The following is a 19,224-nucleotide window of genomic DNA, read 5'->3' as shown; positions in this document are numbered from 1 at the left end:
CGCGAGCAAGCCCGCTCCCACATGTAATCTCGGCCGGTCACAAAATCCGTGTTCGCCGAAGATCAAATGTGGGAGCGGGCTTGCTCGCGAAGGCGTCCTTAAAATCTCAATAATCATCCCCACGCTCGGTCACATCCTTCTCGACCATCGGCGCATCCGGATCATGTCCCTGCGGGAACTTGCCCTTCAGATTCCACGCGAACGCAATGATCTCGGCAATGGTCCGATACAACTCCTCTGGAATACTGTCGCCCAGTTCCATCCTCGCCAGCAACTTGACCAGTTCGGCATTCTCGTAAATCGGAACTTCGTAATCCCGGGCGATCCGCAGGATTTCTTCGGCCAGTGCTTCGTCACCTTTCGCAGTGAGAGTCGGCGCGTGGGTTCCGTCGTATTTGAGGGCGATGGCCTGGCGGGGAGTATCGGAGGTGTTCATGCGGTTTCGTCGACCCAGCGCTGTTCCAGACGGGTGTGAGCGCCTTGCGGCGGTGTGCCGAGGTGGCAATCGAGATCGCCGACGTTGAGGCCCGAGGCCAGCAGCTTTTCACGCAATCCGGCGAGGTTGCTTTCGATCAGATTCGCCGTGTACGGCCGTTCAGCCCACAGCTGACTGGACAGGCTGCCCTTGATTAACTGCGCCTGAATCTGCATAGGCCCTAGCGGCTCCATGTCGAACGCCAGCTCGACGCGCCACAATTGCTGCTTAGGCTCGCGTTCGTCACGGCGCTCGTTGGGCAGCTCCTTTTCGGGGGCGTCTTCACGCTGGAATTTAACTTGTAGGGGCACGATGTCTTGCAGATTGCGCATCGGGATTTCCAGCTGCCAGGTGCTCATCAGCCGGCCATCATCCGTCACGCCGGTTTGCTCCAGGCTCGATAATTGATGGGTTTGCAGACGTGAGACTGCCGCGGCCGCAAGACGCAATAAATGTTCAAGATCGCCTTCGCCTTCCGAACTTTGCAGCATGCGCTCCGGCAATGGAAAACTGCCCGGCTGCGGCTTGGCGCTGACCTGACCGAGCATCCCCAAGGCGCTGCGCACGAAGCTCGGCATGGTTTGCGCCAGCGTATTGGCGGCGATGATCGCGTTCAGGTGGGTATTGGCCGGCAAGCCCGGGGTCAGTTGCGCAATGAGCTTGAGCAGATCGCCTTTCATGTCGGGGGCCAGTGACGGGTTCTGTCCGGCCAGCAGCTTGGCTTCCAGAAACTGGCCACTGTTGGCGAGCGCCTGGGCCAGACCTTTGGGCGTGCTCAGTTGTTGTACGTCCGGCAGGCCGGCCAGCAGCCTCTCAACCGCTGCGCGCAGATCGCGCGGTGTTTGCTCGGATGCCGGCATGTTTTGCAAGAGTTTGAGCAGCCCGTCCAGCGAGCCCTGACGGCTTTGCTGGCTGACCAGTTGCTGAGTGACAGCCAGTTGTTCCTGACGGTTGCTCAGCGGAACGAATTTCAAGGTGTGCGCATCCTGCACCAATGCGCTGAGCAGCGTGCCGATGCGCAAAGGCGTCGGGCTATCGATACTCATCGTGCTGCCGGCTTGTGCGGTGTTCAACAAACTCACCAGCGAGCGAAACACGGTCGGCTGGCCCGGCACCTGCGGCAATACCTGGGACGTCAGCACTTTACCTTGCAACAGCGTGCCGACCGGCAACTGTGCGGTGTCGAGGCGGGTGAGGGTGGCCACATTCGAGGCGATCGCCTGCTGCACAGTCACGGCCAGGTTGCCCGCAGACGGCTGAGTGATCGCCAGGTTAGTGCCTTGGGGCAGCGGCTGCGTGCTGGTCGCTTGCACGGTGGTCTGGCGGCCACTGTCCAGCGTGACCTTGAGCAACAATTGAAAGGTCTGATCCGCCTGCTTCAACGACAGCACTTCAGCCTTGGCGCTCTGGCCGGCAGCGATCAAGCCCTCCATCGGCGCCAGCAGCTTGAGGAGCTCGCCGCTGATGACTTGCGGCCGCGAGTTCGCGGGCGAGGTCGGCGGCAGCGGGAAGATGTTCATTTCGCCTGTCATACGCGGTCACAACCTGAAGAAATTGCCCTCTTTAGAGTAGGGCACGGCATGTATAATGCCGCCCCGTTGTCATCGGGGCGCTAAAAACATTGCATTTGTTTGACGCAGCTCTCTGGAACGGGTCGCCAATGCACTTATCCTGCATCTCTTTAGCGGCCGCACCCTTGCCGACTTGAACCGTAAAGGCCCGTGATCTCTTGACCAGTCCAGTCCTGCAAACCGTTGCCCTCGCCTGTGAGCGAGACCTTCGGCTGCTCTTCGAAAACCTCGAATTGCGACTGGGCAGCGGCGAAATGCTGCAGATCAGCGGACCCAACGGCAGTGGCAAAACCAGCCTGCTGCGCTTGTTGTCCGGCCTGATGCAACCGACTGCCGGCCAAGTGTTGCTCAACGGCCAGCCGCTGCACGAACAACGCAGTGAGCTGGCGCGCAATCTGTTGTGGATCGGTCATGCCGCTGGCATCAAGGACTTGCTGACACCAGAGGAAAACCTCAGCTGGCTCTGTGCACTGCATCAACCGGCGTCTCATGAAGCCATCTGGCAGGCGCTCGCGGCAGTGGGCCTGCGCGGTTTCGAAGATGTGCCCTGTCACACGCTGTCCGCCGGGCAACAACGTCGCGTGGCGCTGGCCCGCTTGTATCTGGCCAGCCCGCCACTGTGGATTCTCGACGAGCCATTCACCGCCCTCGACAAGCAAGGCGTGGCGCAACTTGAAGACCATCTGGCCGAGCACTGCGAGCGCGGTGGCTTGGTGGTGTTGACCACCCATCACACGCTGACCCGGATGCCGGCCGGCTACCGCGATATTGATCTGGGGAACTGGGCCGTATGAGTGTTTTCGGCCTGTTGGTCGCCCGCGAGGCACGTCTGCTGTTCCGCCGTCCTGCCGAGTTGGCCAATCCGCTGGTGTTCTTCGCCATCGTGGTCGCGCTGTTCCCGTTGGCGGTCGGACCCGAGTCTCAATTGTTGCAAACCTTGTCTCCGGGACTGGTCTGGGTGGCAGCGCTTTTATCGGTTCTGCTCTCGCTGGACGGGCTCTTCCGCAGTGATTTCGAGGATGGTTCCCTGGAACAGTGGGTCCTTTCGCCGCACCCCCTGCCTCTTCTGGTTTTGGCCAAGGTGCTGGCACACTGGGCTTTCTCCGGTCTGGCGCTGGTATTGCTGGCACCGCTGCTCGCGTTGATGCTCGGTTTACCGGCCGCCTGTCTGCCGGTGTTGCTGCTTTCATTATTGCTGGGTACACCGGTGCTGAGCTTGCTCGGAGCGGTGGGTGCAGCGCTGACGGTCGGGCTTAAGCGCGGTGGCCTGTTGCTGGCGCTGCTGATTCTGCCGTTGTACATCCCGGTGCTGATTCTTGGCAGTGGCGCCTTGCAGGCCGCTTTACAGGGAATGCCGGCGACCGGTTATCTCTTGTGGCTTGGTAGCCTGACCGCCCTGGCGATAACCCTGACACCCTTTGCAATAGCGGCTGGCCTGAAGATAAGCGTCGGCGAATAATAATAAGCTCTGCTCAATTCTTGACCACTTCGTCAAGAAAGCAGACCCTTGACTGCTCGCGACAACGAGCGGCAACCGTGATGGAAATTGCAATGAACTGGACCTGGTTTCACAAGCTCGGCTCACCCAAATGGTTCTACGGCATCAGCGGCAAAATGCTGCCGTGGCTGAGCGTCGCCGCGTTATTGCTGATCGGCGTTGGCGTGGTGTGGGGCCTGGCGTTTGCTCCGCCGGACTACCAGCAAGGCAACAGCTTTCGCATCATCTATATCCACGTGCCTGCCGCGATGCTGGCGCAGTCCATCTACGTGATGCTGGCCGTTTGCGGCATCGTCGGGCTGGTGTGGAAAATGAAACTGGCCGACGTCGCCCTGCAATGTGCTGCCCCCATCGGCGCGTGGATGACCGCCGTGGCGCTGGTCACCGGCGCGATCTGGGGCAAGCCGACCTGGGGCTCATGGTGGGTCTGGGATGCGCGATTGACGTCGATGCTGATTCTGCTGTTTCTGTACTTCGGTCTGATTGCGCTGGGCAACGCCATCAGCAATCGCGACAGCGCGGCCAAGGCCTGCGCGGTACTGGCGATTGTCGGTGTGATCAATATTCCGATCATCAAATATTCGGTGGAGTGGTGGAACACCCTGCATCAGGGTGCGACCTTCACCCTCACCGAAAAACCGGCCATGCCCGCCGAGATGTGGCTGCCGCTGCTGCTGACGGTACTGGGTTTCTACTGTTTCTTCGGCGCCGTGCTGTTGCTGCGCATGCGTCTTGAAGTGCTCAAGCGTGAAGCCCGCGCCAGTTGGGTGAAAGCGGAAGTGCAGAACAGCCTGGAGGTCGCGCGATGAGTTTTGCTTCGTTCGGTGACTTTCTCGCCATGGGCCATCACGGCCTGTATGTCTGGTCGGCCTATGGCATTTGCCTGGCGGTGCTGATCCTCAACGTCGCGGCGCCGATCCTGGCCCGCAAGCGGTATCTGCAACAAGAGGCGCGTCGTCTGCGCCGGGAGAACGGCAAGTGAATCCGCTGCGCAAAAAGCGTCTGATCATCATTCTGGCAATCCTCGTCGGCGTCGGCGCGGCTGTCGGCCTGGCCCTGAGTGCCTTGCAGCAGAACATCAATCTGTTTTACACGCCCACCCAGATTGCCAACGGCGAAGCGCCGAAAGACACGCGCATTCGCGCCGGTGGCATGGTCGAGGCGGGTTCGCTGCAACGGTCCGGCGATTCGCTGGACGTGAAATTTATCGTCACCGATTTCAATAAATCCGTGACCATCAGCTACCGCGGCATCCTGCCCGATCTGTTCCGCGAAGGGCAGGGCATTGTCGCCCTCGGCAAACTCAACGCAGACGGCGTGGTCGTGGCCGATGAAGTACTGGCCAAGCACGATGAAAAATACATGCCGCCGGAAGTTACCAAAGCCCTGAAAGACAGCGGCATGTCAGCACCCACTCCAGCGAAAGAGGGCTAACCGATGAGTTCTGCACTGTATAGCTCGGGTCTGTTCATTCCCGAACTGGGCCATCTGGCGATGATTCTGGCGCTGTGTTTCGCGCTGGTTCAGTCCGTGGTGCCATTGTTCGGAGCCTGGCGTGGCGATCGTTTGTGGATGAGCCTCGCGCAGCCAGCTGCCTGGGGTCAGTTTGCGTTCTTGCTGTTCGCCTTTGGATGCCTGACCTACGCCTTCATGGTCGACGATTTCTCAGTCGATTACGTCGCCAGCAACTCAAACAGCGCCTTGCCGTGGTATTACAAATTCAGCGCGGTGTGGGGCGCACACGAAGGCTCATTGCTGCTGTGGGCGTTGATTCTCGGCGGCTGGACTTTTGCTGTTTCGGTATTCTCCCGGCAATTGCCCCAGGTGATGCTCGCGCGCGTGCTGGCGATAATGGGCATGATCAGCACCGGGTTCCTGCTGTTCCTGATCCTCACCTCCAATCCGTTTGCGCGGATCCTGCCGCAAATTCCCACTGACGGGCGCGACCTCAACCCGTTGCTGCAGGACATTGGCCTGATTGTGCACCCGCCGATGCTGTACATGGGTTATGTCGGTTTCTCGGTGGCCTTCGCATTCGCCATTGCCGCACTGCTGGGCGGGCGCCTGGATGCGGCGTGGGCCCGCTGGTCGCGTCCATGGACCATCGTCGCCTGGGCCTTTCTCGGCATCGGCATCACCCTCGGTTCGTGGTGGGCTTACTACGAACTCGGTTGGGGCGGCTGGTGGTTCTGGGATCCGGTGGAAAATGCCTCGTTCATGCCTTGGCTGGTCGGCACGGCGCTGATTCACTCGGTGGCGGTCACGGAAAAACGTGGTGTGTTCAAAAGCTGGACGGTGTTGCTGGCTATTGCGGCGTTCTCGCTGAGTTTGCTCGGGACGTTTCTCGTGCGTTCCGGCGTGCTGACCTCGGTGCACGCCTTCGCCTCCGACCCTGAGCGCGGCGTGTTCATCCTGATCTTCCTGATGTTTGTGGTCGGTGGTTCGCTGACGTTGTTCGCCCTGCGCGCGCCGGTGGTGAAAAGCCATGTCGGTTTCAATCTGTGGTCACGGGAAACCCTGTTGTTGGGTAACAACCTGGTGCTGGTCGTGGCGGCCTCGATGATCCTGCTTGGCACGCTGTACCCGCTGATTCTCGATGCGATGACCGGCGCCAAGCTGTCGGTTGGCCCGCCGTATTTCAACGCGCTGTTCATTCCGTTGATGGCGTTGCTGATGATGGTCATGGCGGTCGGCATGCTGGTGCGCTGGAAAGACACGCCGGTCAAATGGCTGGTCGGCATGCTGACGCCGGTGTTGCTCGGCAGCGCCGCCTTGGCGGTGGTCGCAGGTATCGTGTACGGCGATTTCAACTGGGCGGTCATTGCAACCTTCATGCTCGCTGCCTGGGTGTTGCTCGCCGGCGTGCGCGATATCTTCGACAAGACGCGCCATAAAGGTCTGATCAAGGGCTTGCCTACGCTGACCCGCAGTTATTGGGGCATGCAGACCGCTCACCTCGGCATCGCCGTGTGCGCGCTCGGCGTGGTGTTGTCGAGTCAGAACAGTGCCGAGCGCGATCTGCGCCTGGCGCCGGGCGAGTCGATGGACCTGGGCGGGTATCAGTTTGTATTCGAAGGCGCCAAGCACTTCGAAGGCCCGAACTTCACGTCCGACAAAGGCACGGTTCGGGTGATCCGCGACGGCAAGGAAATCAGCGTGCTGCATCCGGAAAAGCGTTTGTACACCGTGCAGAATTCGGTGATGACCGAAGCCGGGATCGACGCCGGTTTCACCCGTGACCTCTACGTTGCGCTGGGTGAACCTCTGGGCGACGGGGCCTGGGCCGTGCGCGTTCACGTCAAGCCGTTCGTGCGCTGGATCTGGTTCGGCGGCTTGCTCACCGGCCTAGGCGGCTTGATCGCGGCAATGGATCGGCGTTATCGGGTCAAAGTGAAAAGCCGCGTGCGTGAAGCACTGGGCATGACAGGAGCCACGGCATGAAGCGCTGGTTGATGCTGTTGCCGCTGGCCATTTTTCTGCTGGTCGCGGTTTTTCTGTATCGCGGTTTGTACCTGAATCCGGCCGAGTTGCCCTCGGCGATGATCAACAAACCATTCCCGGAGTTTTCCCTGCCGGCGGTGCAGGGCGACAAGACCCTGACCCGCGCTGACATTCTCGGCAAGCCGGCGCTGGTCAATGTCTGGGGCACCTGGTGCATTTCCTGCCGGGTCGAGCATCCGGTGCTGAACAAACTGGCCGGGCAGGGCGTGGTGATTTACGGCATCAACTACAAGGACGTCAACGCCGATGCCTTGAAGTGGCTGGCTGAATTCCATAACCCGTATCAGCTGGATATTCGCGATGACGAAGGCACGTTGGGCTTGAACCTCGGTGTTTACGGCGCTCCGGAAACCTTCTTCATCGACGCCAAAGGCGTTATCCGCGACAAGTTTGTCGGCGTAATTGACGAACAGGTCTGGCGTGAAAAACTCGCCGGTAAATATCAGGCGCTGGTCGATGAGGCCAAGCCATGAAGCGCTGGATTGCCGCTGTTGTTTTGGGCTTGAGCATGGCCGGCATGGCCCACGCGGCCATCGATACGTATGAGTTCGCCAGGGAGAGTGATCGTGAACGATTCCGCGAGCTGACCAAAGAGCTGCGCTGCCCGAAATGCCAGAATCAGGACATCGCCGATTCCAATGCGCCGATCGCAACCGACCTGCGCAGAGAGATTTTTCGTATGCTGGGTGAGGGTAAATCCAACCAGCAGATCATCGATTTCATGGTCGACCGCTACGGTGATTTCGTCCGCTACAAGCCCGCGCTGAACGCCAAAACCGCGTTCCTCTGGTTCGGCCCCGCCGCTCTGTTGCTGGGCGGGTTTGTCATCATTGCCGTGATTGTCCGTCGTCGCCGCGTGCAACGTTCCGACACCCCGGACTCGCTTTCTGCCGAGGAGCGCGAGCGCCTCGACCACCTGTTGGATAAAACCAAGAATGATTGATTTCTGGCTCGCTGCAGGTCTGCTGCTTCTGGTTGCCCTGAGTTTTCTGCTGATTCCGGTTGTGCGCGGCCGTCGTGCGCAACTTGAAGAGGATCGCACGGCCCTCAACGTCGCGCTGTATCAGGAGCGCGTTGCCGAGTTGCAGACACAGCAGGAAGAGGGCGTGCTCGATACCGCGCAAGTGGACACCGGTCGCGCCGAAGCGGCGCGCGAACTGCTCGCAGATACCGAGGGCGTCGAAGCGCCACGCGTGTCGCGTCTGGGCAAACCGTGGCCGTTGCTGGCGGCGATTCTGGTGCCGGTGCTCGGGCTTGGGCTTTACCTGCATTTCGGTGCCAGCGACAAGGTCGAGCTGACCCGCGAATTCGCCCAGGCTCCGCAATCGATGGAAGAGATGACCCAGCGCCTGGAGCGCGCAGTCGAGGCTCAGCCAGACTCGGCGGAAGGCCTGTACTTCCTCGGTCGCACCTATATGGCTCAGGATCGTCCGGCCGACGCGGCGAAGATTTTCGAGCGCACTGTGGCGCTTGCCGGGCGTCAGCCTGAATTGCTCGGGCAGTGGGCGCAGGCGCAATACTTTGCCGATGGTAAAAAATGGTCGGACAAGGTTCAGGCGCTGACCGACGAAGCGTTGAAGGCCGATCCGAAGGAAGTGACCAGCCTCGGCCTGCTGGGCATCGCCGCGTTTGAGAGCGAGCGTTATCAGGACTCCATCGATTACTGGAATCGTCTGCTGGCGCAATTGCCGCCGGAGGATAATTCCCGCGCCGCGCTGCAGGGCGGAATCACCCGGGCCAGCGAGAAATTGCTCGCCAGTGGCGGCAAGGTGGCCGAAGCGCCGGTGGCCAAGGCTGCAGCGCTGCTCAAGGTCAGTGTCGACCTCGCCCCCGAGCTCAAGGCCAAAGTCCAGCCCGGCGACAGCGTGTTCATCTTTGCCCGCGCCACGTCCGGCCCACCGGCGCCGCTCGCCGCGAAGCGCCTGACCGTGGCCGACCTGCCGGCGACTGTCGAGCTGGGTGATGCCGATGCGATGATGCCGCAATTGAAACTGTCGAACTTCCCTGAAGTCCAACTGGTTGCGCGCATTTCCCGCGCCGGCCAACCGACGGCCGGCGAGTGGATCGGTCGCAGCCAGCCCCTGGCCAGCACCACCACCGCACCGCAAAAACTGACAATTGACAGTCCGGACAAATAACAGGAAGCCTTCATGACGGCCATCGCTCGTATCACCCTGCTCAGTATCATGGTCCTGGGCTTAAGCGCGTGCGCGGTCCAACGACCAGAGCCGACGCGAACGCCGCTGCCGCCGATCCCGCCGTCGCAGCCGAGCCCGACGCCGTCCACCTCACCGACGCCGAGCAAGCCAAGCATCCCGGCGAAACCCGCAAAACCGGTGCCGCGCACCTCTGCCAGCTTCGCCCCGCCACCGGGTGGCAACAGCCACTGGGACGCGAAACTCGGCGTATACGTGCTGGAAGACCAGACCAACACCTTCTACCGCCAGCGCACGTATTACCGCTGGAACAACGGCTGGAGCCGCTCGATCAGCCCGAACGGGCCGTGGGAAGACACGGATATTCAGGGTGTTCCGGGAGGGTTGGGGCGCAAATTCGGGCAGTGACTGCCCAGGCAAAACAAGGCGACCTTCGGGTCGCCTTTTTGTTATGGTCGCCGAATTAATTCCGGGCTGAACAGGCTTGGGACAGCCAAGAGGTTTTATCGATGTCGGGCAGGTTGATCTATCTCATCGGACCCTCAGGTTCGGGCAAGGACAGCCTGCTGGATGCCGCGCGGTCACAATTGGCGCAACGCAATTGTCGTATCGTGCGGCGAGTCATCACGCGCTCGGCGGAAGCCGTGGGCGAAGCGGCCCACGGCGTCAGCGCGCAACAATTCGCCGATATGGAGGCGCAGGGTGAGTTCGCCCTGAGCTGGCACGCCAATGGCCTCGCTTATGGCATCCCCCTTGAAATAGACGATTGGCTGGCGGCGGGGCAAGACGTGCTGGTGAATGGCTCCCGTGGTCATCTGTCGGCCACCCGACTGCGCTATCCGAATGCGCTGGTCCTGTTGCTGACGGTGGATGACGCAGTATTGCGCCAGCGTCTGCTGGCGCGCGGGCGGGAATCTGCCGCCGACATCGAACAGCGCCTGGCACGCAATGCCCGGTTCAGCGCCGATGCTGGCACTGACTCATCACTGCAGGTGATTGATAATTCCGGGCCGCTGGAGCAATCGGTGCAGCGCCTGCTTGCTTGCCTCGACAGGTAATCCGATCGGCCTTCGAGCGCCTTCCAATCACACTCTGTAAAACAACCGCAGTTCACGCGGCTGAATTCCGTGCTTGAATAAATATAACTCTAGGGTTACTTTTGTCTAAGCCCGAGCAAGGAGGCGCGTGGTGCAAAGCAGGCTTTTGATCAAGGAATTGGAAGAGGCGGGTTGGGTACTGGATCGAATCACGGGTAGTCATCACCTTTTCACTCATCGTTACAACCCCTACACGATTCCCGTTCCTCATCCAAAAAAGGATCTACCGATCGGAACGGTCAAAAGTATCAGGAGGCGACCCGGGCTGTTGTGCCCGCAAGCCAGTTACGCAGGAGATCCATAAATGCAATATCCAATCTGTATCGAGTGGGGCGACGAGAAAACCGCCATCGGTATTCAGATCCCTGACATTCCCGGCGCGGTGACGGCTGGGGATACCTTTGAGGACGCTTATAACGCGGCGATCGAAATTGCCCACATCATGCTTCAGGAAATAGCGGCTGACGGTGCGCCCATTCCCATGCCGACCTCGGCGGCCGAGCATCGCGGCAACCCGGATTTTGCCGACATGGGGTGGGGCATGCTGGAACTGGACATCGCGCCGTACATGGGCAAGACCGAAAAGGTCAACGTCACGCTGCCGGGCTATGTGATTCAACGGATCGACCGGTATGTGCGCGAGCACAACGTCAAAAGCCGCTCGTCCTTTCTGGCGGATGCGGCGATGGAGAAGCTGGTTCGGCATTGAGTCTGTATCACCACCTTTGCGGGCAAGTCAGCTTGCCCGCGAAGCTTTTAGCGCGATATCAAGCAGCAGCGAGCGAACGCTTCTCGGAAACACTCAGGAACCGCACCAGCGCCAGTAACGGGAAAGCGCTGCCGACAATCACGATCCACAACCAGCCACCGTGTTCATACACCGCGCTGGCAATCGATGAACCGAACGCGCCGCCGATGAAAATGCTGGTCATGTACAGGGCATTCAGGCGACCACGGCTCTTGGCATCAAGGGCGTAGACCGCGCGTTGGCCGAGGACCATGTTCATCTGCACACAAAAATCGAGGACTACCCCGGTGACCGCAAGGCCGATGACGCTGTAGACCGGATGGATGAACGCCGGCAGGAAACTCAGGCTGGCGAATAGCAGGGCCAGCAGCGATGCCATGCGGGTATGGCCGGCATCGGCGAGGCGGCCGGCGATGGGCGCGGCGATGGCACCGATGGCGCCGACCAGGGCGAAGATCGCAATTTCGGTTTGCGACAGGCCATGATTGCGCGCCAGTTCCAGCGGAACAGCGGTCCAGAACAGGCTGAATGAGGCAAACATGCAACCCTGATAGAACGCGCGCTGACGCAGCACCGGTTGCTGGCGTAGCAGCGTCCACAGGGAACCCAGCAACTGGCCGTAAGTGGCGTTATGGTCGGGTTGGCGTTTGGGAATCGTCAGCGCCAGCACGATGCTGATCGCAGCCATCAAGCCCGCTGCAATCATGAACATGGCACGCCAGCCGAAGTGGTCGGCGATCACACTGGACACCGGCCGCGCCAACAGGATGCCGAGAAGCAAACCGCCCATGATCCCGCCGACCACGCGGCCCCTGGATTCTTCCGGGGTCAGGTGTGCCGCCAGGGGGATCAGGATCTGCACCGACACCGAACTGAAACCCACCAGCAACGAAATCAACAAAAACACGTTGGGCTGATCGGTAAACGCCGCGCCGAGCAGACTGGCAATCGCGACCACGGTGGTGATGATCATCAGCCGGCGGTTTTCCAGCAGGTCGCCCAGCGGTACAAGGAAGAACAGACCCAGCGCGTAGCCAATTTGCGTCAACGAAACGATCAGGCTGGCCATGGTGCTGGTCAGGCCGATGTCCGGCGCGATCAGGCCGATAATCGGCTGCGCATAGTAGATGTTGGCTACGATCGCGCCGCAACAAAAGGCGAACAACAGCACCATGCCCTTGGTCATCGTCGCGGCGCCATGAGTGGCCTGATTCGGTTGATTCATCTTGAGTCTCGTCGAACTGAATGGGTGGGAGTGAGCGCAGATTAAAGCGCTGTCCGACATCTTTTGAATCAATTTGCAGTGATAGTGATTATGCCAGGGGGGAATGGGTGCTCGCAGGCTTCATTTGCCCGGTAAATCGCCATAAAAAAAGGCGGCCTCAAGGCCGCCTCCTTAGTACAGCCAATGTTCACTGACCCGTGTAAATCTGGTCAAAAATCCCACCGTCATTGAAATGGGTTTTCTGCACCGTGCGCCAGTCTCCAAAGGTCTTTTCCACCGAGAGGAAATCGACCTTGGGAAAACGATCGGTGTACTTGGCCAGCACTGCCGGGTCACGTGGACGCAGGTAATTAGCCGCAGCAATCTCCTGACCTTCCGGCGACCACAGGTACTTCAGGTATTCCTCGGCTGCCGCGCGGGTGCCTTTCTTCTCGACGACTTTGTCGACCACTGTCACGGGCGGTTCGGCTTCGGCGGAGACGCTTGGGTAAATCACTTCGAACTGATCGCGACCAAATTCGCGCGCAATCATTTCCGCCTCGTTTTCGAACGTCACCAGCACGTCGCCGAGTTGGTTGGTCATGAACGTGGTGGTGGCTGCACGGCCGCCGGTATCCAGCACAGGCGCTTGCTTGAACAGTTTGCCCACGAATTCCTTCGCCTTGTTTTCGTCACCGCCGTTCTTCAGCACATAACCCCATGCCGACAGGTAAGTGTAACGGCCGTTGCCCGAGGTTTTCGGGTTCGGCACGATCACCTGGACGCCATCCTTAAGCAGATCCGGCCAATCCTTCAGGGCTTTGGGGTTGCCTTTACGGACGATAAACACGGTGGCCGACGTGAACGGCGCGCTGTTGTTCGGCAGGCGGGTAACCCAGTTGTCCGGGATCAATTTGCCGTTGTCCGCCAGGGCATTGATGTCGGTCGCCATGTTCATGGTGATCACATCAGCCGGCAGGCCGTCGATGACCGAGCGCGCCTGCTTGCTTGAGCCGCCGAAAGACATCTGCACGGTGATATTTTCTTTGTGCTCGGCTTGCCAGTGTTTCTGGAAGGCTGCGTTGTAATCCTTGTAGAAATCGCGCATCACGTCGTAGGACACGTTGAGCAGCGTCGGTGCGGCCTGGGCGAAGCTGGACAGGGCGAGGCCAGCAGCCAGAAGTGAGGCGCCAAAGAGTTTTTTCACCGCGCATTCCTTGTTCTGAATTTATTGATGAGGCAATTGCCAGCGACTATAACCGCGTCGGCATAGGCCTTTAAAGATTAAAAAGCTCTGTGCTTATTCCAGTTTCTTGAACAGTTGATTGCCGCATCGGCAGCAAAATGCGGCGCCTGCTTCGTGGCTGTTTTTCTTGCACACCGGGCAATCGGTTTGCAGCTGTTCGCCGCGCATGGCGTTGGCGAGCTCTGCGGTAAAAATCCCTGTGGGCACGGCGATGATTGAATAACCGGTGATCATCACCAGGGATGAAATGACCTGGCCCAAGGGCGTCTTCGGCACGATGTCGCCGAAGCCCACCGTGGTTAACGTGACGATCGCCCAATAGATGCCTTTGGGGATGCTGGTGAAGCCGTGCTCCGGCCCTTCGATCACGTACATCAAGGTACCGAACACCGTCACCAGGGTGCAGACGCTGACCAGGAACACCACAATCTTCTGCTTGCTGCCACGCAACGCCGACATCAGGTAATTGGCTTGCTTGAGATAGGGGCTGAGCTTGAGCACGCGGAAAATCCGCAGCATCCGAATGATCCGGATGATCAGCAGGTACTGCGCATCGGCGTAGTAAAGCGCGAGGATGCCGGGGACGATCGCGAGCAAATCCACCAGCCCGTAAAAGCTGAAGGCGTAACGCAAGGGCTTCGGCGAACAGTACAGGCGCAGGCCGTATTCGATGGCGAAGATGAGCGTAAAGCCCCACTCGATGTACGCCAGCAGGTCGGCGTAGTTCTGGTGGATCGAGTCGATGCTGTCGAGCATCACGACCACCAGGCTGGCCAGAATGATCAACAGCAAGATGCCGTCGAAGCGCTGCCCGGCCTTGGTGTCGCTCTGGAAAACCATGACGTAAAGCTCTTCACGCCAGTTTTTGTTGCTGTCCATGGAAACCGCCCAAACCAATGATCAGCGCAGCCTAGGTTGATTCTCCTCAGGAAGGCAAGGTGTACGGCTGATTGCGACTTTGCCGAGCACCTGAACGGCCGGGCGAATCAGCCAGCAGGCGAGGATGAACGGCGCGGTCAGCGTGGGCAGACCGATCGCGGCAAACACCGGCGTCAGCGACAGCGCGAAGGCAATACCGAGCAGCGGCAGCCAGGGTTGCTGGCGCATTGAGTAAAGGGCGAGGGCGGCGAGGACGCAGTTGTAGCCCCCAAGGCCAAGTAATGCGGTGTAAACGTCTTGGTGCAGCAAGCTCCAGCCCATACCCGCGACCGACGCCAGCATTGCCCAGCAAAACGCCCGACGATCAGCGATGAGCAAGCCGGCGGCAATCATCGCCCCGGCCAGCGGGTGGCCGAGAAACATCACCTGGCCCAAGCCTTTGAAGGGCGCCGCGAGCATGTTCGGTGTGTTGATTTCGATCAGATGTGCAGTGGACGAGGGCGTGGCGAAGCACAGTAGCAGCCAGCTCAGCACCACGAAGGGCGCGGTGTAGGCGGGCAGGTATTGGCTGACGCGTGCGCGTTTGAGCCATTGCTGGGTAACCATCGCACTCAGGCCGCCCGCAGCGATGATCAGCGGCGGCAACAGCGCGGACCACGGAAAATACAGGCTCAGCAGCAGGCCGAGCAGGACACCGTTGTAGCTGAACAGTCCCGCCTGACGATCAGCCTTTGCGTAGTTGCGCCGTTGCGCGGTGAGCAACCCGGCGACACCGCCGAGCAGGGCGCCGCCGAGCAGCACCGGCGCGGTAAAAAGAATCGCCAACAGGCACAGCAGGCCGCACAGCGGATCGCGCTGGAGGAAGATCTGGCTGAAACCGTTGAGCAGGGCAGTCGCCCAGTCGGGGCAGTGGGTGTTGAAGTGGTTGGCAGGCATGGCAGTTCTGAAAGTCAGTGAAACCGAGGTGCCTGCTTCGCGAGCAAGCCCGCTCCCACACTGAATCTTTGTTCAGTCATTGAATCTGTGGTGTACACAAATCAATTGTGGGAGCGGGCTTGCTCGCGAAGAGGCCGGTGTGGGCGCTAAATCAATGTTTCGATACGCAACGAATTAGTCGACCCCGGCTGCCCGAACGGCACACCCGCCGTGATCAACAACGTATCGCCACGCTGCGCCATCCCCTGGGCCTGTGCAATTTCCAGTGCCGTCGAACACACCTCATCCACCTGACGCAGGCGATCATTGACCACCGAATGCACGCCCCAGGCCACGGTCAGTCGGCGAGCCGTTTGCAGATTCGGCGTCAGGTTGAGGATCGGCACCGTCGGCCGCTCCCTTGCCGCGCGCAGACTCGAGGTCCCGGATTCGCTGTAATTCACCAATACCGCCACCGGCAGCACATTGCTGATGCGGCGGATCGCACAGCTGATCGCATCGGACACAGTCGCTTCGGCTTTCGGCCGGCTCACGTCCAGTTGCGCCTGATAATCCGGACCGTTTTCCACCTGACGGATGATCTTGCTCATCATCTGCACGGCTTCCAGCGGGTAGTCGCCGGACGCGGTTTCCGCCGACAGCATCACCGCATCTGCACCTTCCGCCACGGCGTTGGCAACGTCAGTGACTTCGGCGCGGGTCGGGGCCGGAGAGAAGCGCATCGACTCAAGCATCTGCGTCGCCACCACCACCGGTTTGCCGAGGGCACGGCAGGTCGAGATGATGTTCTTCTGAATCTGCGGCACGCTTTCCGCCGGGACTTCTACGCCCAGGTCACCGCGAGCAACCATGATCGCGTCACTCAACTCAGCGATTTCGCGCAGTTGAGTCACCGCCGACGGCTTCTCGATCTTGGCCATCAGGAAGGCTCTGTCGCCAATCAACTCACGCGCTTCGCGGATGTCCTGCGGTCGCTGCACGAACGACAGCGCGACCCAATCCACACCCAGCTCCAGACCGAAACTCAAGTCGCGCCGGTCCTTGGCCGTCAACGGGCTCAGGTCCAGTACGGCTTGCGGCACGTTGACGCCTTTGCGGTCGGACAATTCGCCGCCGTTAAGCACGGTGGTGTCGATCGCATCGTCGTACTTGGTGATCACACGCAGACGCAGCTTGCCGTCATCGAGCAGCAGGTCCATGCCTGGCTCCAGTGCGGCGATGATTTCCGGATGCGGCAGGTTGACTCGACGCTGATCGCCCGGCGTCGCATCAAGGTCCAGGCGCAGGGCCTGACCGCGATGCAGTTGCACCTTGCCGTCGGCGAACTTGCCGACCCGCAGTTTCGGGCCTTGCAGGTCCATCAGGATGCCCAGCGGATAATTCAGCTGGCGCTCGACTTCACGAATCCACTGAAAACGCTTGGCGTGGTCGGCGTGATCACCATGGCTGAAGTTGAGGCGGAAGATATTGACTCCCGCCTGCACCAGTTCACGGATGTCCTCGATGCCGTCGGTGGCCGGGCCAAGGGTGGCGAGGATTTTGACCTTTTTGTCAGGCGTCATGTTTTGGGTTCTCGAGAATCAGAATGGCGCGGAAGTCATTGACGTTGGTGCGCGTCGGCTCGGTGACGATCAAGGCGTCCAGTGCCTGGAAGTAGCCGTAGCCATTGTTGTTGTCGAGTTCGTCGCTGGCGCTGAGGCCGAGGGCTGCCGCGCGCGCGTAGCTGTCCGGAGTCATGATCGCGCCGGCGTTGTCTTCGGAGCCGTCGATGCCGTCAGTGTCACCGGCCAGCGCGTAAACGCCGGGCAAACCTTTGAGGCTGTCGGTCAGGCTCAGGAGGAATTCGGCGTTGCGTCCGCCACGCCCATTGCCGCGCACCGTCACCGTGGTTTCGCCGCCCGAGAGAATCACGCACGGCACCGGCAACGGCTGACCGTGCAAGACCACTTGCCGGGCGATGCCGGCGTGGACTTTAGCCACCTCGCGCGATTCGCCTTCCAGATCACCAAGGATCAAGGGACTGAAACCGGCCTGACGCGCCTTCACCGCCGCCGCTTCGAGCGACTGTTGCGGACGGGCGATCAGTTGGAAATGACTGCGCTCGAGACTCGGATCACCGGGTTTGACGGTCTCCGATTCGGGGCTTTGCAGCCAGGAGCGCACCGAGGCCGGAATGTCGATGGCATAACGTTTGAGAATCGCCAGTGCTTCGGCGGATGTGCTCGGGTCGGCCACGGTCGGGCCGGAGGCGATCACCGTGGCGAGGTCGCCCGGTACATCGGAAATCGCGTAGGTGTAAACAGTGGCAGGCCAGCAGGCCTTGCCGAGACGGCCGCCCTTGATCGCCGAGAGGTGCTTGCGCACGCAGTTCATCTCGCCGATGGTTGCGCCGGATTTGAGCAGGGCTTTGTTGATCGATTGCTTGTCGGCAAGGGTGATGCCTTCGGCTGGCAGGGCGAGCAATGCAGAGCCGCCACCCGACAGCAGGAAAATCACCCGGTCAGCTTCGGTGAGGTTGCTGACCAGTTCGAACACGCGCCTGGCGACAGCTTGACCGGCTGCATCAGGGACAGGATGCGCGGCCTCGACCACTTCGATTTTTTCGCACGGGGCGCCGTGGCCGTAGCGGGTTACCACCAGGCCGGAGACTTCACCCTGCCAGCAGCGCTCGACCACTTGCGCCATGGCTGCCGCGGCTTTGCCGGCGCCGATGACGATCACCCGGCCGCTGCGATCAGCCGGCAGATACGCCTCGAGAACTTGCTGCGGATGGGCCGCGTCAATGGCTGTGGCAAACAGCTCGCGCAGGAATTGTTGCGGATCGACCGACATGGCGGGCTCCCGGAATTTTTTGTTGTTCTAAGGGCAACGCGGCCTGTAGGAGCCGGCTTGCTGGCGATGCAGGCGATGCGGTCAGTCTGATAAGCCGCGCAGACCGCATCGCCAGCAAGCCGGCTCCTACAGGGGATGACATTACTTATCGCGAATCGAGAAATTCGCCATGTGCTCCAGGCCTTTGATCAGCGCCGAGTGATCCCAGTTGCTGCCACCGATGGCCGCGCAGGTGCTGAACACTTGCTGGGTATTGGCGGTGTTCGGCAGGTTGATGCCCAGTTCGCGCGCGCCGGCCAGGGCCAGGTTGAGGTCTTTCTGGTGCAGGCTGATGCGGAAGCCTGGGTCGAACGTGCCTTTGATCATGCGCTCGCCGTGCACTTCGAGGATCTTCGAAGAAGCAAAACCGCCCATCAGTGCTTCGCGCACCTTGGCTGGATCGGCACCGTTTTTCGAAGCGAACAGCAGTGCTTCGGCAACTGCCTGAATGTTCAGCGCAACGATGATCTGGTTCGCCACTTTCGCGGTCTGACCGTCGCCGTTACCGCCGACCAGGGTGATGTTCTTGCCCATCGCCTGGAACAGTGGCAGCACACGCTCGAATGCATCGGCATCGCCGCCGACCATGATGCTCAGGCTTGCAGCCTTGGCACCGACTTCACCGCCGGACACGGGTGCGTCGAGGTATTGCGCGCCTTTCTCGTTGACCTTGGCCGCGAAGGTTTTGGTGGCGGTCGGCGAGATCGAGCTCATGTCGATGACGACTTTGCCCTTGCCAACACCGGCGGCAACGCCGTCGGCGCGGAACAGCACGTCATCGACCTGCGGGGTATCCGGAACCATGATGATGATGAATTCGGCTTCTTGCGCGACTTCTTTTGGGTTGGCCAGGGCGACAGCGCCGCCAGCAACCAGGTCAGCAGGCGCAGGGTCGTGGTGAGCCGACAGGAACAGGCTGTGACCGGCTTTTTGCAGGTTCAATGCCATTGGGTGGCCCATGATGCCGGTGCCGATAAATCCGATTTTAGCCATGTGAAAATTCCTCTTGTTTTTGTTGCTACTTCATACAAATGGAGAACTG

The 19,224-nt window shown here is 60.4% G+C and carries 22 protein-coding genes; 13 read left to right on the top strand and 9 right to left on the bottom strand.

Annotated elements, in window-relative coordinates; all coding sequences use genetic code 11:
- Positions 1-106 precede the first annotated feature (106 nt).
- Positions 107-436: an EscU/YscU/HrcU family type III secretion system export apparatus switch protein gene (locus ACYZTS_RS25195; protein ID WP_461992874.1), complete on the bottom strand. Its 330-nt coding sequence runs from the start codon at positions 434-436 to the stop codon at positions 107-109.
- Positions 433-2,007, bottom strand: coding sequence for a flagellar hook-length control protein FliK (gene fliK, locus ACYZTS_RS25190; protein ID WP_461992872.1), 1,575 nt, complete (start codon positions 2,005-2,007; stop codon positions 433-435). Before fliK ends, ACYZTS_RS25195 begins: the two co-directional genes overlap by 4 nt.
- A 197-nt stretch (positions 2,008-2,204) precedes the next feature.
- On the opposite strand from fliK, the gene ccmA reads away from it, so the two are divergent.
- The 13 genes from ccmA (at position 2,205) to ACYZTS_RS25125 (ending at position 11,007) form a co-directional block, all read left to right on the top strand.
- Positions 2,205-2,840 carry a cytochrome c biogenesis heme-transporting ATPase CcmA gene (gene ccmA / locus ACYZTS_RS25185; RefSeq protein WP_461992870.1) on the top strand — a complete coding sequence of 212 codons (636 nt, stop codon included), beginning with the start codon at positions 2,205-2,207 and terminating at the stop codon, positions 2,838-2,840.
- The gene (gene ccmB / locus ACYZTS_RS25180; RefSeq protein WP_028622062.1) at positions 2,837-3,505 is read left to right on the top strand and encodes a heme exporter protein CcmB; all 669 of its coding nucleotides are present in this window, start codon (positions 2,837-2,839) and stop codon (positions 3,503-3,505) included. Before ccmA ends, ccmB begins: the two co-directional genes overlap by 4 nt.
- Before the next feature lie 92 nt (positions 3,506-3,597).
- Complete coding sequence (locus ACYZTS_RS25175) at positions 3,598-4,353, top strand: heme ABC transporter permease (protein ID WP_028622061.1); 756 nt, start codon at positions 3,598-3,600, stop codon at positions 4,351-4,353.
- Complete coding sequence (ccmD, locus tag ACYZTS_RS25170; RefSeq protein ID WP_028622060.1) at positions 4,350-4,526, top strand: heme exporter protein CcmD; 177 nt, start codon at positions 4,350-4,352, stop codon at positions 4,524-4,526. The genes ACYZTS_RS25175 and ccmD overlap by 4 nt, the downstream gene beginning before the upstream one ends.
- Positions 4,523-4,978, top strand: coding sequence for a cytochrome c maturation protein CcmE (gene ccmE, locus ACYZTS_RS25165; RefSeq protein WP_028622059.1), 456 nt, complete (start codon positions 4,523-4,525; stop codon positions 4,976-4,978). The genes ccmD and ccmE overlap by 4 nt, the downstream gene beginning before the upstream one ends.
- Positions 4,979-4,981: 3 nt before the next feature.
- Positions 4,982-6,985 (top strand): heme lyase CcmF/NrfE family subunit, encoded by a 2,004-nt coding sequence (locus ACYZTS_RS25160; RefSeq protein WP_461992867.1) that lies wholly within the window; start codon positions 4,982-4,984, stop codon positions 6,983-6,985.
- Positions 6,982-7,518, top strand: coding sequence for a DsbE family thiol:disulfide interchange protein (locus ACYZTS_RS25155; RefSeq protein WP_461992865.1), 537 nt, complete (start codon positions 6,982-6,984; stop codon positions 7,516-7,518). Before ACYZTS_RS25160 ends, ACYZTS_RS25155 begins: the two co-directional genes overlap by 4 nt.
- Complete coding sequence (locus ACYZTS_RS25150) at positions 7,515-7,988, top strand: cytochrome c-type biogenesis protein (RefSeq protein WP_028624504.1); 474 nt, start codon at positions 7,515-7,517, stop codon at positions 7,986-7,988. Before ACYZTS_RS25155 ends, ACYZTS_RS25150 begins: the two co-directional genes overlap by 4 nt.
- Entirely contained in the window at positions 7,981-9,183 is a 1,203-nt protein-coding gene (gene ccmI / locus ACYZTS_RS25145) for a c-type cytochrome biogenesis protein CcmI (RefSeq protein WP_461992863.1), read from the top strand. Before ACYZTS_RS25150 ends, ccmI begins: the two co-directional genes overlap by 8 nt.
- A 12-nt stretch (positions 9,184-9,195) precedes the next feature.
- A complete protein-coding gene (locus tag ACYZTS_RS25140; protein ID WP_461992861.1) occupies positions 9,196-9,609 on the top strand; it encodes a hypothetical protein in 414 nt (137 codons plus the stop codon).
- Between the two features lie 101 nt (positions 9,610-9,710).
- Entirely contained in the window at positions 9,711-10,259 is a 549-nt protein-coding gene (gene phnN, locus ACYZTS_RS25135; protein WP_461992859.1) for a phosphonate metabolism protein/1,5-bisphosphokinase (PRPP-forming) PhnN, read from the top strand.
- A gap of 130 nt (positions 10,260-10,389) precedes the next feature.
- Entirely contained in the window at positions 10,390-10,602 is a 213-nt protein-coding gene (locus ACYZTS_RS25130; protein ID WP_461992857.1) for a type II toxin-antitoxin system HicA family toxin, read from the top strand.
- The gene (locus ACYZTS_RS25125; RefSeq protein WP_028624500.1) at positions 10,603-11,007 is read left to right on the top strand and encodes a type II toxin-antitoxin system HicB family antitoxin; all 405 of its coding nucleotides are present in this window, start codon (positions 10,603-10,605) and stop codon (positions 11,005-11,007) included.
- Between the two features lie 58 nt (positions 11,008-11,065).
- Here ACYZTS_RS25125 and ACYZTS_RS25120 read toward each other — a convergent pair whose 3' ends face one another.
- From ACYZTS_RS25120 to ACYZTS_RS25090, 7 genes are all read right to left on the bottom strand, one after another.
- The gene (locus ACYZTS_RS25120) at positions 11,066-12,271 is read right to left on the bottom strand and encodes an MFS transporter (RefSeq protein ID WP_461992855.1); all 1,206 of its coding nucleotides are present in this window, start codon (positions 12,269-12,271) and stop codon (positions 11,066-11,068) included.
- 187 nt (positions 12,272-12,458) lie between these two features.
- The gene (locus ACYZTS_RS25115; RefSeq protein WP_461992853.1) at positions 12,459-13,457 is read right to left on the bottom strand and encodes a sulfate ABC transporter substrate-binding protein; all 999 of its coding nucleotides are present in this window, start codon (positions 13,455-13,457) and stop codon (positions 12,459-12,461) included.
- A gap of 93 nt (positions 13,458-13,550) precedes the next feature.
- Positions 13,551-14,375, bottom strand: coding sequence for an ion transporter (locus ACYZTS_RS25110; RefSeq protein WP_028624265.1), 825 nt, complete (start codon positions 14,373-14,375; stop codon positions 13,551-13,553).
- Between the two features lie 21 nt (positions 14,376-14,396).
- Positions 14,397-15,311 carry an urea transporter gene (locus ACYZTS_RS25105; protein ID WP_461992851.1) on the bottom strand — a complete coding sequence of 305 codons (915 nt, stop codon included), beginning with the start codon at positions 15,309-15,311 and terminating at the stop codon, positions 14,397-14,399.
- 146 nt (positions 15,312-15,457) lie between these two features.
- On the bottom strand, positions 15,458-16,873 hold the full coding sequence (pyk, locus tag ACYZTS_RS25100) for a pyruvate kinase (RefSeq protein ID WP_461992849.1): 1,416 nt from the start codon (positions 16,871-16,873) through the stop codon (positions 15,458-15,460).
- On the bottom strand, positions 16,863-18,143 hold the full coding sequence (locus ACYZTS_RS25095; RefSeq protein WP_461992847.1) for a glycerate kinase type-2 family protein: 1,281 nt from the start codon (positions 18,141-18,143) through the stop codon (positions 16,863-16,865). The genes pyk and ACYZTS_RS25095 overlap by 11 nt, the downstream gene beginning before the upstream one ends.
- A 141-nt stretch (positions 18,144-18,284) precedes the next feature.
- The gene (locus tag ACYZTS_RS25090; RefSeq protein ID WP_028624261.1) at positions 18,285-19,175 is read right to left on the bottom strand and encodes a 2-hydroxy-3-oxopropionate reductase; all 891 of its coding nucleotides are present in this window, start codon (positions 19,173-19,175) and stop codon (positions 18,285-18,287) included.
- Positions 19,176-19,224 lie beyond the last annotated feature (49 nt).

The organism is Pseudomonas sp. TMB3-21 (assembly GCF_054898145.1).
Note: the sequence above shows the minus strand (reverse complement) of the source record. Positions and strands in the feature narration are given on the sequence as shown.

Bases quoted from the DNA above. Each gene is read 5' to 3' on its own strand.
- ACYZTS_RS25090 (WP_028624261.1), bottom strand. From the start codon at position 19,175: ATGGCTAAAATCGGATTTATCGGCACCGGCATCATGGGCCACCCAATG.
- ccmB (WP_028622062.1), top strand. From the start codon at position 2,837: ATGAGTGTTTTCGGCCTGTTGGTCGCCCGCGAGGCACGTCTGCTGTTC.
- ACYZTS_RS25175 (WP_028622061.1), top strand. From the start codon at position 3,598: ATGAACTGGACCTGGTTTCACAAGCTCGGCTCACCCAAATGGTTCTAC.
- ACYZTS_RS25140 (WP_461992861.1), top strand. From the start codon at position 9,196: ATGACGGCCATCGCTCGTATCACCCTGCTCAGTATCATGGTCCTGGGC.
- ACYZTS_RS25125 (WP_028624500.1), top strand. From the start codon at position 10,603: ATGCAATATCCAATCTGTATCGAGTGGGGCGACGAGAAAACCGCCATC.
- fliK (WP_461992872.1), bottom strand. From the start codon at position 2,007: ATGACAGGCGAAATGAACATCTTCCCGCTGCCGCCGACCTCGCCCGCG.
- ccmD (WP_028622060.1), top strand. From the start codon at position 4,350: ATGAGTTTTGCTTCGTTCGGTGACTTTCTCGCCATGGGCCATCACGGC.
- ACYZTS_RS25105 (WP_461992851.1), bottom strand. From the start codon at position 15,311: ATGCCTGCCAACCACTTCAACACCCACTGCCCCGACTGGGCGACTGCC.
- ACYZTS_RS25195 (WP_461992874.1), bottom strand. From the start codon at position 436: ATGAACACCTCCGATACTCCCCGCCAGGCCATCGCCCTCAAATACGAC.
- ACYZTS_RS25110 (WP_028624265.1), bottom strand. From the start codon at position 14,375: ATGGACAGCAACAAAAACTGGCGTGAAGAGCTTTACGTCATGGTTTTC.
- ACYZTS_RS25095 (WP_461992847.1), bottom strand. From the start codon at position 18,143: ATGTCGGTCGATCCGCAACAATTCCTGCGCGAGCTGTTTGCCACAGCC.
- ccmI (WP_461992863.1), top strand. From the start codon at position 7,981: ATGATTGATTTCTGGCTCGCTGCAGGTCTGCTGCTTCTGGTTGCCCTG.
- ACYZTS_RS25150 (WP_028624504.1), top strand. From the start codon at position 7,515: ATGAAGCGCTGGATTGCCGCTGTTGTTTTGGGCTTGAGCATGGCCGGC.
- phnN (WP_461992859.1), top strand. From the start codon at position 9,711: ATGTCGGGCAGGTTGATCTATCTCATCGGACCCTCAGGTTCGGGCAAG.
- ACYZTS_RS25120 (WP_461992855.1), bottom strand. From the start codon at position 12,271: ATGAATCAACCGAATCAGGCCACTCATGGCGCCGCGACGATGACCAAG.
- ACYZTS_RS25160 (WP_461992867.1), top strand. From the start codon at position 4,982: ATGAGTTCTGCACTGTATAGCTCGGGTCTGTTCATTCCCGAACTGGGC.
- ACYZTS_RS25155 (WP_461992865.1), top strand. From the start codon at position 6,982: ATGAAGCGCTGGTTGATGCTGTTGCCGCTGGCCATTTTTCTGCTGGTC.
- pyk (WP_461992849.1), bottom strand. From the start codon at position 16,873: ATGACGCCTGACAAAAAGGTCAAAATCCTCGCCACCCTTGGCCCGGCC.